General features: G+C 42.5%; 7 protein-coding genes and 1 tRNA gene. All 8 read right to left on the bottom strand.

The features are described from left to right. Positions 1 to 246 precede the first annotated feature (246 nt). Positions 247 to 333 (bottom strand) — tRNA-Leu (locus K6C05_RS07900). Positions 334 to 412: 79 nt separating this feature from the next. Beyond that, on the bottom strand, positions 413 to 3,847 hold the full coding sequence (malQ, locus tag K6C05_RS07895; RefSeq protein ID WP_296733367.1) for a 4-alpha-glucanotransferase: 3,435 nt from the start codon (positions 3,845 to 3,847) through the stop codon (positions 413 to 415). Positions 3,848 to 3,984: 137 nt separating this feature from the next. Further along, entirely contained in the window at positions 3,985 to 5,421 is a 1,437-nt protein-coding gene (glgA, locus tag K6C05_RS07890; protein ID WP_296733364.1) for a glycogen synthase GlgA, read from the bottom strand. A 138-nt stretch (positions 5,422 to 5,559) separates the two neighbouring features. Further along, positions 5,560 to 8,226 (bottom strand): 1,4-alpha-glucan branching protein GlgB, encoded by a 2,667-nt coding sequence (glgB, locus tag K6C05_RS07885; protein ID WP_296733363.1) that lies wholly within the window; start codon positions 8,224 to 8,226, stop codon positions 5,560 to 5,562. Between the two features lie 26 nt (positions 8,227 to 8,252). Continuing rightward, a complete protein-coding gene (locus tag K6C05_RS07880) occupies positions 8,253 to 10,700 on the bottom strand; it encodes a glycogen/starch/alpha-glucan phosphorylase (protein WP_296733361.1) in 2,448 nt (815 codons plus the stop codon). Between the two features lie 149 nt (positions 10,701 to 10,849). Then, a complete protein-coding gene (gene glgD / locus K6C05_RS07875; protein WP_296733358.1) occupies positions 10,850 to 11,953 on the bottom strand; it encodes a glucose-1-phosphate adenylyltransferase subunit GlgD in 1,104 nt (367 codons plus the stop codon). Positions 11,954 to 11,986: 33 nt separating this feature from the next. Continuing rightward, the gene (locus K6C05_RS07870; protein ID WP_296733355.1) at positions 11,987 to 13,144 is read right to left on the bottom strand and encodes a glucose-1-phosphate adenylyltransferase; all 1,158 of its coding nucleotides are present in this window, start codon (positions 13,142 to 13,144) and stop codon (positions 11,987 to 11,989) included. A 592-nt stretch (positions 13,145 to 13,736) separates the two neighbouring features. Beyond that, positions 13,737 to 14,015: a hypothetical protein gene (locus K6C05_RS07865; protein WP_296733352.1), complete on the bottom strand. Its 279-nt coding sequence runs from the start codon at positions 14,013 to 14,015 to the stop codon at positions 13,737 to 13,739. Positions 14,016 to 14,019: the final 4 nt, after the last annotated feature.

The raw sequence follows: 14,019 nt of genomic DNA, 5'->3' as shown, positions 1-14,019 counted from the left end.
CTATATGATAATTGCAGTTCCATTTTGTATGGGCTAAACTCTTTGCATGAGTATTATCATCTTGCATAGTATGTTCTCCTGATTTGTTATATTTCGTATCTGGCAGGTCACGATATAATACTAACACATCAGGAGTTTTCCTGTTTTAGGACGCATAGCTAAAGCTTTTCTGAACCACGCGACTATCGCGTGGTTTTCTTTATACAAGAAAAGGCTTCCGAAATCTCGGAAGCCTTGATTTTACTATGGTGCCGAAGGCCGGACTCGAACCGGCACGTATTTGCATACGGCAGATTTTGAGTCTGCTGCGTCTGCCAATTCCGCCACTTCGGCACATATGAACTGCTTAGCGAGGCTAAGCAACATTGATATACTACCATTTTATCCAGGCATTGTCAACACCCTGGCACACTTACCTGTTATATTTTTTAGCAAGCTCCGCCAGCCATAATGCCGTACTATCCGTCAATGCATTTGGAAGCATTCGCCAACTCCAATTACCATCTGCGGTACCAGGCATATTCATGCGGTTATTACCGTCAAGGGTCAATAAATCCCACACAGGAATGATCGCCATTCTCGCAGCTGATCCATAAGCATGCTCTACCAATGCCTTACACACGGCAACACTGTTATCCGGTGATACGCTCAGCATTTTAGCAACAGCTTCCCTGGTAGCAATATCAGCATCCTCATCAAACCACCCAACACTGGTGTTATTATCATGAGTACCAGTATATACAATACAGTTTTCCGGCGCCACATAGTTTATTCTATGCTGCCCATTAAAATGAAGCTCAAACTGCAGCACCTTCATCCCAGGAAAACCGCATTGTTCCCGTAATTCTTCTACTTCGTCAGTAATAACTCCCAGGTCTTCTGCCACAATAGGCAGATTCCCCAAGGCTTCCCTGATTTTATCGAAAAACGGCTTTCCGGGTCCTTTACGCCATACGCCTTCTATGGCAGTTTCTGCATCCCCGTCAATTTCCCAAAATGCTTCAAAGCCCCGGAAATGATCGATACGAACCATGTCTACCAGATCAAACATACGCCTCATCCGGTCAATCCACCAGCTATAGCCATCCTTTTGCATTTCAGCCCAATCATACTGCGGATTGCCCCACAACTGCCCAGTTTCGCTAAAATAATCAGGAGGTACTCCCGCCACCTTATATGGCTTACAATTCCGGTCCAGCTTGAACAGCTCCTGATGGCCCCATACATCAGCACTGTTGAGAGAAACAAATATAGGCATATCTCCCAGTATTTGTATGCCCTTATCGTTGGAATACTGCTTCAATTCATGCCACTGAATCGCAAACATAAACTGAGCAAAACATTCTTTTTTGATTTCTTCAGCCAGGGATTCCCTCACTTCGATCAGAGAAACATCCCAATGCCGCTTAATTTCATCCTCCCACTCAAACCAGCCTGCATCATTATTCTTCCCAGACAAGGCCTTAAACAGGGCATACTCATCCAGCCAATAAGACTCCTTTTTACAGAATTCTTCATACTTCTGAAGTAATTCCGGCTGATTTCCCTTAAAGAAGTTTTCAGCAGCAATATCCATTAATTTTCTTTTAACGGTTTTCGCCAGTTTATAATCTGCCTTATTGCCAACAGGGCCTTCACAGCCTTGAAGGTCTCTTGGCTCGAGCAGCCCAATTTCCATCAGCTTATCAGGAGAGATTAGCATGGTATTCCCTGCGAAAGCCGAAGGCGAAGCGTATGGTGAATAACAATCATCTACCGGCGTCAGGGGTAATATCTGCCATATATTTTGCTTGCCCTTAGCCAGAAAATCTACAAATTTATATGCTTCCGGGCCAAAATCACCTATGCCATATTTAGACGGAAAACTCGTTGGATGCATTAAAACACCACATTGTCTGGTATATTTAGGCTGTGCCTTGACGCCCTTGTATACTTCCACACCATTTGGCTGAAGCGTAAGATCTATCCTATCCCTGACAACCTGTACGCCTTCCCCGTTTTCCAGTGCATCTGCAAAACAACCGCCCCATAAATCCCTGACATCAACAGAAATTTCCCGTTCTTCAGCACTGCGGTTAAAGATTATAACAAAAACGGCGTTATCAGCAGGTTCATCAAATACATCCCTACCATTTTCAATGATGCGGGCATATCCATACACATCTCCATCTGCATACACCGATATCAATTGACCTGTCTGGAGAGCAGGATTTTCATTTCTGAGATGAATAAGTTTTTTGCACCATTGGCGCATATCCTCATCGCCCTGCTCCCAATCATATGGGCAACGGCAATAAGGATCACGATAGCCCTGCATACTGATTTCATCACCGTAATATATACTTGGCACTCCAGGGAAAGTCATTTGCCATGCCATAGCCTGCTTTAGACGTTTTTTACCCAATGCGAGTTTATCTTCATCCAGCCTGTAGGCAGCCTGCATGCCATCAGACATGGTATTGGCAGGAGGTGCTTCTCCCAACAGGGTGATAATGCGCTCACGATCATGACTGCCCAAAAGATTCATCATGGCATAGAAATTCTGCGGAGGATAATTTTCCTGTAGACTCCTGATGCGCCGACAAATCTGATGAGCATCTGCATGACCCAAAAGAAAATCCAACACAATCTGGCGGAATGGATAATTCATGGCTGAATCAATCTCATAACCGCACAAATAATGGCGATTTACTCCATATGCTGTTTTATTGGAAGCGTCTTCCCATACTTCACCTATAAGTACAGCATCAGGATCAGTCTCTTTTAGTTCCTTATAAAAGGCCTGACTAAATTGTTCAGGCAATTCATCGATAACATCCAGCCGCCATCCGCTTATCCCTTGTTTATTCCAATAATGAAGTACACTATCGTCTCCATGGATAATAAAATCCATATATGCCGGGTTTTCTTCCTTTACATTTGGCAGTGTGGTAAAACCCCACCAGCTTTCATAAACATTCGGATAATCTATAAAACTATACCAGCTATAATAAGGAGAATCCTTGGACTGACAAGCGCCAACAGAGTCGTATGTACCAAACTTGTTGAAATATATACTGTCAGCACCGGTATGACTAAATACACCATCCAGAATAAACCTTATGCCCATTTCCTTGCCGGCTGCACATAATTCTGCAAATTCCTCATTGGTCCCCAAAATAGGATCTGTCTCCAAATAATCAGCAGTATCATAGTGATGATTGCTGGCCGATTTAAAAATCGGATTAAGATATACCACTGAAATTCCCAGCTCTTTCAGATAACCAAGCTTTTCCTTTATCCCGGCAAAATTTCCGCCAAAAAAATCATAGGCCATGATATCACCGGTTTCTATATCCTTAAAATACCGTGGTGTATCCTTCCAGGAGGCATGATATATCGCATTGGGTTTTTCAATGATTTTATCCCCCTTGCGATAAAATCTATCAGGAAAAATCTGGTACATAACCGAATGCTTGAACCAATCCGGAGTCTTGGCCCCTTCGTTATACACCGTAATCTGATAGGATGCCCGTGGTTCATCGCACAACATACCCAAACCACCAAGCCGGGCATCATTATTGCAGTAAAAATAGGTTCTGTCCTCTGTATCGAGAATAAAATAATACCACAGCAGAGTCCCCTTCTCTGGCATTTTTATTGTAATCTCGTAGAAGTCTCCCTTCTCTGACATCTCCATTTTATGGCAGGTTTCACCTGCCCTGTCCTGCCATACGCGTAGCTTGACAACATCTATCTTCTCATCTGTTTGTACGCCAAGGCGAAAATGCACCTTGCTTTTGGCCTCAGCCGCCCCCATTGGGCAACGATAAAATTCATTTTGTGAATCATGGGTCACCTTAATCATAGTTGCCTCATGACCTCCTCAAATCATATTGTAATATACAAGAAAGTGGACTGCTTTCGTCAGTCCACTCTCCATAAACAGCACTGAGCAAATGCTGTTTTCCTTGACTTATACAAACTGCTTCCGGCAAAACATGGTTATTTACCTAACAATTGGTTGTACAGATCTATATATTCTTTTGCGGATTTATCCCAGCCATAATCAGAATGAATGGCATTGAGCCTAATCTGCGACCAGAGCCCCATATTCTCATATTCAGTCAAGGCCCGTTTAATTGAATACATCAAATCATGAGCATTGATATCAGAGAAAGTATATCCATTACCGGTTCCATCGTACTTGTTAAATGCTTTTACAGTGTCCTTCAGTCCACCTGTCTCACGCACGATAGGAACAGTACCATATCTCAGGGAAATCAGCTGCCCGATTCCACAAGGCTCATATATTGATGGCATCAGGAACATATCAGCACTTCCGTATATTTTCTGAGCCAACTCATTGGAGAAAAAGATATTTGAGGAAACCTTGGTAGGATGACGCCACTGGAGATCCCGGAACCAATCCTCAAATTCCTTATCGCCGGTGCCCAAAAGAACGAACTGACAATTTTCATGTACTAATATTTCGTCCATAATCCTGATAATGAGGCTCAACCCTTTGGCCTCGACCAGTCTGGATACCATACCCAACAGTGGAATATTTCTTCCCACCGGCAAGCCCAGCTGTGCCTGTAATTTTTCCTTGTTGAGAAGTTTTTTCTCCAAGGATGTTTCATCAAAGTTTTCAAATAAATACTTGTCCGTTGCCGGATTGTAGACATCAGTATCTATGCCATTTACTATCCCCCGCAGAGAATCACTGCGTGTTCTCAGCAGGCCATCAAGGTTTTCACCAAAATATGGATACTGTATTTCCTTGGCATAGGTACGGCTGACTGTAGTAATATAATCAGCATAAATGATACCGCCCTTCATGAAATTAACGGAATCATTGAATTCCAAATCACCATTGTTAAAATATTGCCAATCCAAACCAAGAACATCACCCATAACATTCTTGTCAAATATCCCTTGATATTTCAAATTGTGAATTGAGAATACTGTTTTAATATTTTCATACCTGGAATCGCCATTGTGTTCCAGCTTCAATAAGACATTGACCAGGGCAGCATGCCAATCATTGCTGTTAATGATATCCGGCCAGAAATCAATTGCCGGCAAAAGATTGAGCACTGCCCTGGAGAAAAACGAAAATCTCTCCGCATCATCGCCATATCCATACATACCATCACGACGGAAATACTCCTCATTATCGATAAAATAGTATGTAACACCATCGTATACCAGCTTCTCAACACCGGCATACTTCTGCCGCCATGAAACAGGTATAGTTATATCGGCAACATGCTCCATTTTATTGCGATATTCTTCCGGTATATTGCTGTATTTTGGTAATATTACCCTGGCATCAATACCTTCTGCCACTAATGCTTTAGGCAAGGAACCAGCTACATCGGCAAGTCCGCCTGTTTTAACAAATGGTACCGCTTCAGAAACTACATATAAAACCTTCATGCTCTTACCCTCTCTCCGAACCTTACTCTGCAGCAATCTTAACAGTGTCTTTAATATATCACCTTAAGTACTGCATCTTACATTTTAATTTTTGACTGCCGCCTTGGTTCTTTTTATTTTAGGCGGTTCAGTTGAAAATTATGCTTCCCCTTTTTTTACTGTTTCAGCCTTCGTTTTTTTACTTCTGGTTGTGGCTGTTGCTTTTTTTGTCGTGGCTGTCCCAGTTTTTTCCTTTTTGGCTGATGCAGTTGCAGTAGCTGTCTTAGCCCTTTTAGTCTTAGGTTTTGCCTCTGTATCATCTGCCGAATCAGCCTTTACCGTCCTGCGCTTCACTGTTGTTGCCTTTTTGGCCTTTGGAGCTTCGGTCTCTGCAGCACTGTCATCACTATTCGTTGTTGTCTTGGCAGCAGCTGTTTTCCTTGTCCTTTTAGCCTTTGGAGCTTCGGTCTCTGCAGCACTGTCATCACTAGTCTTTGTTGTTTTGGCAGCAGTTGTTTTCCTCGTCCTTTTGGCCTTTGGTGCTTCTGCCTCTACAGCACTGTCATCACTAGTCTGTGTTGTCTTGGCCGTAGTTGTTTTTCTTGTCCTTTTGGCCTTTGGCACTTCATCCTCGGCAGCAATGTCGGCCTCAGTCTTTTTTGTTTTAGTGGTAGCTGTAGCCCTTGTCTTTTTAGTTTTAGGAGCTTCTGCCTCTTCCGGCACCTCAGCCTTCACCTTTTTTGTTTTTGAAGCCACTGTAGATTTTGTTTTTGTCGCCTTGGAGTTTTCCTCCTTCTGTGCTGTTTTGGCACTTCTGGTGGTTTTCCCTTTTACAGCAACCGCTTTTTTTGCTGTTGAAGATTTGCTTTTCTTATCAGCAGCTGCAACCTTTAATTCAGCCTTTTTTTTAGAACTTCCACTGGCAACAGTTTGATCATTATATTCCAGATAAATAGTGGCCAGAGGCGGTACAGTGACCAAAATTGAATGTTCCTTGTTCTGCCAAGGCATATCTTCAGACTCAATATCATAATCATTCAGGACATTTGAGCCACCGAAGCATTCTGCATCACTGTTAAATACTTCTTTGTAAATACCAGCCTTTGGTACTCCAAACCTGTATCCCTGATGAACTTCAGGAGTAAAATTACTGATTGCTATAACAAATGACCCATCCTCAGCCTTACGGATAAATGATACCAGGCTGTCATCAGCATTATCGCAATCAATCCACTCAAATCCGCTCCAGTCAAAATCCACTTCCCACAGTGCTTTATGTTCAATGTAGAATTTGTTTAAGGCCCTGGAATATTCCAGCATCTGGGTGTGTTTTTCATATTGCTCTACCAGATGCCAATCCAAACTGTCATCAAAATTCCACTCTATAAACTGTCCAAATTCTCCACCCATAAACAACAGCTTTTTGCCTGGATGAGCCATCCAATAACCAAAGAAGGCACGCAATCCGGCAAATTTCTGCCAGTAATCACCAGGCATCTTGTTAATCAATGAGCATTTGCCGTGAACCACTTCATCATGGGACAATGGCAAAACAAAATTTTCGCTGAATGCGTACATCAATGAAAATGTCAGCTTGTCATGGTGCCATTTGCGATAAATAGGATCAAGGCTTATATATCGGAGCATATCATTCATCCAGCCCATGTTCCACTTATAATTAAATCCCATGCCGCCCATATAAACCGGCTTGGAAATGTTAGGCCAGGAAGTTGATTCTTCTGCAATCATCAACGCCTGAGGATAATTCTTGAATACGGCTTCATTCAGCTTATGCAGAAAATCTATTGCTTCCAGATTTCCATCACCACCGTACTTGTTAGGCACCCAATCACCATCCTGACGGCCATAATTAAGGTATAGCATATTGGCTACGGCATCAATACGCAACCCGTCAATATGATACTGGTCCATCCAAAACAGTGCATTGGAAATCAAAAAGCTCTGTACTTCTGTGCGTCCATAATCAAAGTTTATGGTTCCCCAGCCAGAGTTATCAGCCCGCTGAATATTATCAGACTCATACAGGTTTTGTCCATCAAAATCCCTAAGGCCCTGATCATCCTTGCAGAAATGCCCAGGCACCCAGTCCATTATAATGCCTATTCCTGCCTGGTGGGCTTTGTCCACCAGATAACAGAAATCATCCGGCGTTCCATAACGACTGGTCACAGCATAATAGCCTGTTGCCTGATAACCCCACGAGCCATCAAATGGATGCTCGCAAAGCGGCATAAACTCCATATGGGTATAATTCATGCTCTTGACATACTCAACAAGCTGATCTGCCATATCGCGATATGACAAATAATCACCATCCAAAGTACGGCGCCAGGAACCCAGATGTACCTCGTAGGTAAGCATCGGCCGGCTATAGGATGGATTATCCTGTTTGAATTTTAACCATTTGTCATCATGCCACTTATAGTTATTCAGATTATAGACAATAGAAGCTGTCTCCGGCTTTTTCTCTGCAAAGAAGCCATATGGGTCAGCCTTTAAAATATGTGGCCCCTCATGCTGAGGGAGTATCGCATATTTGTAAACAATACCACTGTCAAGCTCAGGAATGAATAAATTCCATATTTCTCCATCCCCCAGCTTAGACATCTTATTAACCCGTGTATCCCAATTGTTAAAATCTCCAACTACAGATACTTCCTTGGCGTGTGGTGCCCAAACTGTAAATCTTACACCTTTTACACCATCCTGATTTAAGACATGTGCCCCCAACATCTCATAGGCACGATAATTTGTTCCCTGATGGAACAAAAATAAATCATATTCACTAAGCTCTGAAGTTTTCATTGGATCCCCCCTTTGCTGTATATAACTTACTTAATCTTAACAGGTTCAATATCCCAAATATCTTCTGCATATTCACGAATAGTTCTATCAGAGGAGAAAATGCCTGAGTTGGCAATATTCACTGCAGAGGACCTAAGCCATGCATTTTTATCCTGATAGCGACGAACTATCTCCTCATGAGCAGAAATATATGATTCAAAATCCTTCATGATGAAGAATTCATCATTACTGTTAATCAGATAATCAAACAGGTTCTGGAAATTACCATAGGTTCCATCAGTCAGCTGATTCATAACTGTGCGTACACTGAGATTGGTGTTATACTCATCCCAGGCATTGTAATTACCATTTTCATAATAAGCCAATACCTCTTCTGCCCTTAAGCCGAAGATTACACAGTTATCATCGCCAACCTGCTCATGGATCTCAACATTGGCACCATCCATAGTTCCCAAGGTGATGGCACCATTCATCATGAACTTCATGTTGCCGGTACCGGAGGCTTCCTTGGAAGCTGTAGATATCTGTTCGCTGACATCAGCTGCCGGATATACCATTTCACCGAGGGAAACCCCAAAGTTCTCCAGGAACACTACCTTGATTTTTCCTCCGATGCTGTCATCATTGTTAATCTTATCAGCTACTGCATTAATAAGACGGATAGTTTCCTTGGCAGTATAATATCCAGGAGCTGCCTTTCCACCGAAGAAATATACTACCGGCACCGGCATATCATAGTCAGGGTCATTCTTTAGGCGGTTATACTGGTACATAATATGCAATATGTTCATCAGCTGGCGCTTGTAGGAATGAATGCGTTTTACCTGAACATCAAACAGTGAATCTACCTTTACGCGAATCTTATTATGCGACCATACATACTGTGCCAAAGCACGCTTTCTGGCGCGTTTCACCTTATTGATTTCCTTGAGGAAATCCGGATCATCTACATAGTCATTTAATTTTTTCAACAGACGAATGTCATGGCGCCATTCCCTGGTCAGCTTTTCATCAATAACATGAGCCAAATCCAGGTTGGCACTTATCAGCCAACGACGGTGGGTAATTCCATTGGTCTTGTTGTTGAATTTCCTAGGATAAATCCTGTAGAAGAACTTCAGGGTATTGGTCTTCAGAATCTCAGAGTGGATTTTTGCAACACCATTAACACTATGGGAGCCAACAACAGCCAAACGCGCCATATGTACCTGTCCATGCTCAATAATGGAAACCTCACGCACCAACTCGTCATCACCAGGATACTTTTTCCTGATTCCTGCCAGGAACCGACGGTTAATCTCCTCGATGATCATGTAAATACGCGGTAAAATTTCCTTAAACAGGCCTATATCCCATTTTTCCAGGGCTTCCGGCAAAATCGTGTGATTTGTATATGCACAAACCTGGGTAGTAATATCCCATGCATCATCCCAATCAAGATCTTCCTCATCAACCAAAATACGCATTATTTCAGCTACTGCAGTTGCCGGGTGGGTATCATTGATGTGGATACCAATCTTGTCAGCCATATCATAAAGGCTGTCATGAGTGAGCTTGTAATGACGGATAATACTCTGAACACCTGCTGATACAAAGAAATACTCCTGTACCAACCGCAGTTTTTTACCATCAGACAGTCTATCATCAGGATACAGGAATTCAGTGATCCTGCTGACCCAGCGGCGATACTCCTGACGCTGATTAATCTGCTCCTGGGTAAGTGTCCCATAATCCGAGAAATCCATATTGACCTCCGCATTCCACAAACGGAGATTATTTACTGTAGTATTTTTATACCCAATAATAGGCACATCATAAGGAACTGCCATAATATTGGTATAGCCCTCATAAACCAGCTCCAGACGATCTTCGCCCGGAACCTCCTTCATGTAGGCATTACCACCGATACGCACATTTACAGCCTTATTCGGCTTCCTGAATTCCCAGGCATAGCCATCCCGAAGCCAATTATCAGGAATCTCAACCTGGGTACCATTGATGATTTTTTGCTCAAACAGACCATACTGATATCGTATACCACAACCGTGAGCAGGCAATGACAGTGAGGCCATGGAATCAATAAAGCATGCAGCCAGACGCCCCAGGCCACCGTTACCCAAGCCTGCATCCGGCTCCTCAGCATAAATATCACTGAGCTTCAGGTTCAGTTCCTTGAGCATCCCCTGAAGAGCTTCCTTCAGATCAAGATTTATAAGATTGGTATTTAACAAACGCCCCAACAAAAATTCAATGGAAAAATAATATATCTGTTTATTATCATTTAGTGCATACTGCTTGTTGGTCTTAATCCAATTTTCAGTAGTATACTGCTTAACAACTGCCGCAACGGTGGTATATATCTCATTCTGGGATAATTCCTCCAAGTCCCTGCCCCACATCATCTGTGAAGTGCTTATAAACCGTAACTTCAGCTCCTCCTTGATGGTATCAATATCTTTTACATTACCTGTCATAAAATCACTCCTAAAGTATAACGACTACTTGTCCCATAAACGACAAGCATATTGCTCATGCAAACCGGCTGCCAGAGCCGATAACGAATTCTTCCCACCACGCAATCAAGCCACAACGACAGACAACTATCATCATGGCTTGACAGACTTTAAATTATAGTGCCCTTAGCAACAACCAAAGGATAGTTTTCCGATCCCTTAAGCCACTGATCAGCAGAAATAAAAACATTCTTATCGCAAATTACATCTCTGAGCATTGCATTTTCTTCAATCTGGCATTGCTCCATAATTATACAATCCTTTATTTTTACCCCCTCACCAATCTTCACGCCACGGAACAAAATACTATTCTCTACTTCGCCATCAATTTCACACCCGTTTGCCACAAGGGAATTAACTACATGAGCATTGTCCTTATACTGTACTGGTGTTGCGTCCTTGGTTTTTGTACGAATTGAATTTTCCCCCATAAACAGCTCATTCCACACATCTGTATTCAAAAGGGATTTGTTGGCATTAAAATATGCCATGGTCGAATTTACCCGTGAAACAAAGCCCTTGTGTTCATAAGCATAAATACTGTATTCAGCCATATGTTTGATGATTCCATCCAACAAGAAATCATTGCCACCACGCTCAAAGGCGATGGATACCAGATTAATAAAGGTCTCCTTGGCCATCAGGTATATCCCGATAAAATCATTTGAGCCCTTTGTGGCAGTCAAATGCTTGGCAATATCGTTTACCCGCCCATTTCCGGCAATTTCCATGGCAACAGCATCTCCCGGAAGATCCGCACTAGCCTTACTGTATACCATGGTGATATCCGCCCCTGTATTCTGGTGGAATAACAGTACCGAACGAAAATCTATATTATATACCGTGTCAGCCTGGGCAAATAATACATACTCAGCAGAACTATGCTTTATATAATCAAGATTATAATAAATAGTTGCCAAAGTTGACGGTTCCCTATGACCATCCGTATCGCATGGAAGGTATACCATACCTTCACGATGTCGTGCCAAATCCCAGTCCTTACCTGAACGGAGATGGTCAAATACCGGTCTTGCCTTGTTTGGAAGCAACACCCCTACATGATCAATTCCAGAGTTAACCATGCTGGACAAAGCAAAATCCACCAGTCTGTAACGACCAGCCATTGGCAACGCAGCTACCGGGCGACGGTCACTTAATTCCTTCAGCATTGTCTTAGCACCATCAAGTTTTATAATCCCCATCATATTGCTCAATACGATCAGCTCCCATTCTCTAATTAATATCCATCAGCTTACCTGTTGTCCACTTTTTTCGGCCACTACTGTTTCCCCTTCAGGTACTACTGCTATTGAGCCCTGATCGCCTATAACATGTGCACCGGCAGAAATAACACTATGTGGTGCTACAATGGCATGGTCCACTACAGCATTGTCCTCCACACAAGCAAAAGGCATGATTACAGAATTAGTCACCTTGGCACCTCGACCAATTTTAACGCCTGAAGACAATACTGAATGCGCAACCTCGCCTAAAATCATGGAGCCTTCATTAACCATTGCATTGATGACAGAAGCATCTTCCCCTATATAATGTGGTGGTAATGATGGATTGGAGGAATATATACTCCAGGAGCTGTTAAAGGAAAACGGCGGTTCCTTCTGCAACAGGTCCATATTGGCCTGCCACAGGCTTTCAATTGTTCCCACATCCTTCCAGTACCCTTCAAACTTGTAGGAACACAGCTTGGCCTGATTTTTCAGCATGCTAGGAATAATATTCTTGCCAAAGTCATGGCTTGAAGTTTCATCTACAGCATCTGCCTTAAGATACTTGTCCAGGAATTCCCGGTTAAAAATATAAATACCCATTGAGGCCAAATTATTCTTTGGCTTTGCAGGTTTTTCCTCAAATTCCAGAATGCGCCCTGTCTTTTTGTGTGTATTCAGTATTCCAAAACGAGGAGCTTCCTCCCATGGTACCTCAAATACACCAATAGTGGCATCTGCCTTATTGGCCCTGTGGGCCATAAGCATTTTCGCATAATTCATGGTATAAATATGGTCTCCTGAAAGCACCAGAACATACTCAGGATCTAGCATATCAATAAAATTCAGATTCTGATAAATTGCATCAGCAGTGCCCTTATACCAATCGGCGCCCTTTTCCCTGGCATACGGTGGCAGGATAAAAACACCTCCATCGGACTTATCCAAATCCCATGTGTCTCCTGTCCCCAAATAGGAATGCAATTCCAATGGCCGATACTGTGTAAGCACACCAACCTTATCAATTCCAGAGTTTGCACAGTTAGAAAGTGGAAAATCAATAATCCTGTATTTCCCACCAAATGGTACAGCTGGCTTAGCTATATTCTTAGTCAAAGCCCCCAGGCGACTCCCCTGGCCACCTGCCAAAATCATGGCTACACACTTAGTCTTGCTCATAATACTCGCCCCTTTTTATGAAGAATTACCCGTTAATATAATTGACCTTTCCCCACAAATCAGAAAATCAGATTATAACGCTATAAGGAGAATTTTAACTTTTCAAAAAGAAAAATCCCCTTCATCAGCGTTGCAACGAGATGGGAACCCTCTGTTCCCAATATAAAAGTTATAATACCACTGTTCAAATTTTTCTCCCTGAAAAGAAAAATTATCAACCAGCGTTGCAATAAGGTATCAGATATGCCCATCACCTGGTATAGTTTGCTTCGTCCCTACCATGAGGGGATGGTGACATCCTCAGCCTCACAATATTGCTCCCTGTCCATAAGAACGGGAAGCTCTTTTCACCGGAGCATCAAGCCATAAATATCAATAATTATGTCAACGATCATCTCCGGAAAAAGGCCTTACTTATAAAAACTCGTTTCCCCCAGCTCCCACACCGGAGGTATCTTGCATCGAGATATATCAGAACATGAAATGTATATTTGTATTAATATTACTTCTATAGCGCAAATAAAAATCCTGCAATTTTAGTGAATCTGTTATAAAAAATATTAATATTTTGCGGTTTTACTACCCAGGCAGCTTAATATACTGCCAATACTATGGACCCGAAAAACAGTGCTATACTCACCCCCCATAAAAAATTGCTCAGAAACCAATCATTGCCACCCCGGCTTTCCTTGAAAAATACATGTGCTTCATATACCAGAAAAGCACTTGTCAAAAAGCAAAGTGGGACATCCCAATCAGCCAGTCCAAACAGGAATAGTGCCGCTGACAATGCAGTACCTGCTTTTTCCCCGTTACTGAATATTGGTTTCTTCTTTTTTCCCGATGGTTCTACAGGCATTTTTGATCTCATGCCA

Origin of the sequence: Anaerovibrio sp. (assembly GCF_024697385.1) — a bacterium.
Lineage (GTDB): Bacteria > Bacillota > Negativicutes > Selenomonadales > Selenomonadaceae > Anaerovibrio.
This window is presented reverse-complemented; position numbering and strand designations above follow the sequence as displayed.

Coding starts and splice junctions, on each gene's coding strand:
- malQ (WP_296733367.1), bottom strand. CDS start 3,847: ATGATTAAGGTGACCCATGATTCACAAAATGAATTTTATCGTTGCCCA.
- glgA (WP_296733364.1), bottom strand. CDS start 5,421: ATGAAGGTTTTATATGTAGTTTCTGAAGCGGTACCATTTGTTAAAACA.
- glgB (WP_296733363.1), bottom strand. CDS start 8,226: ATGAAAACTTCAGAGCTTAGTGAATATGATTTATTTTTGTTCCATCAG.
- K6C05_RS07880 (WP_296733361.1), bottom strand. CDS start 10,700: ATGACAGGTAATGTAAAAGATATTGATACCATCAAGGAGGAGCTGAAG.
- K6C05_RS07870 (WP_296733355.1), bottom strand. CDS start 13,144: ATGAGCAAGACTAAGTGTGTAGCCATGATTTTGGCAGGTGGCCAGGGG.
- K6C05_RS07865 (WP_296733352.1), bottom strand. CDS start 14,015: ATGAGATCAAAAATGCCTGTAGAACCATCGGGAAAAAAGAAGAAACCA.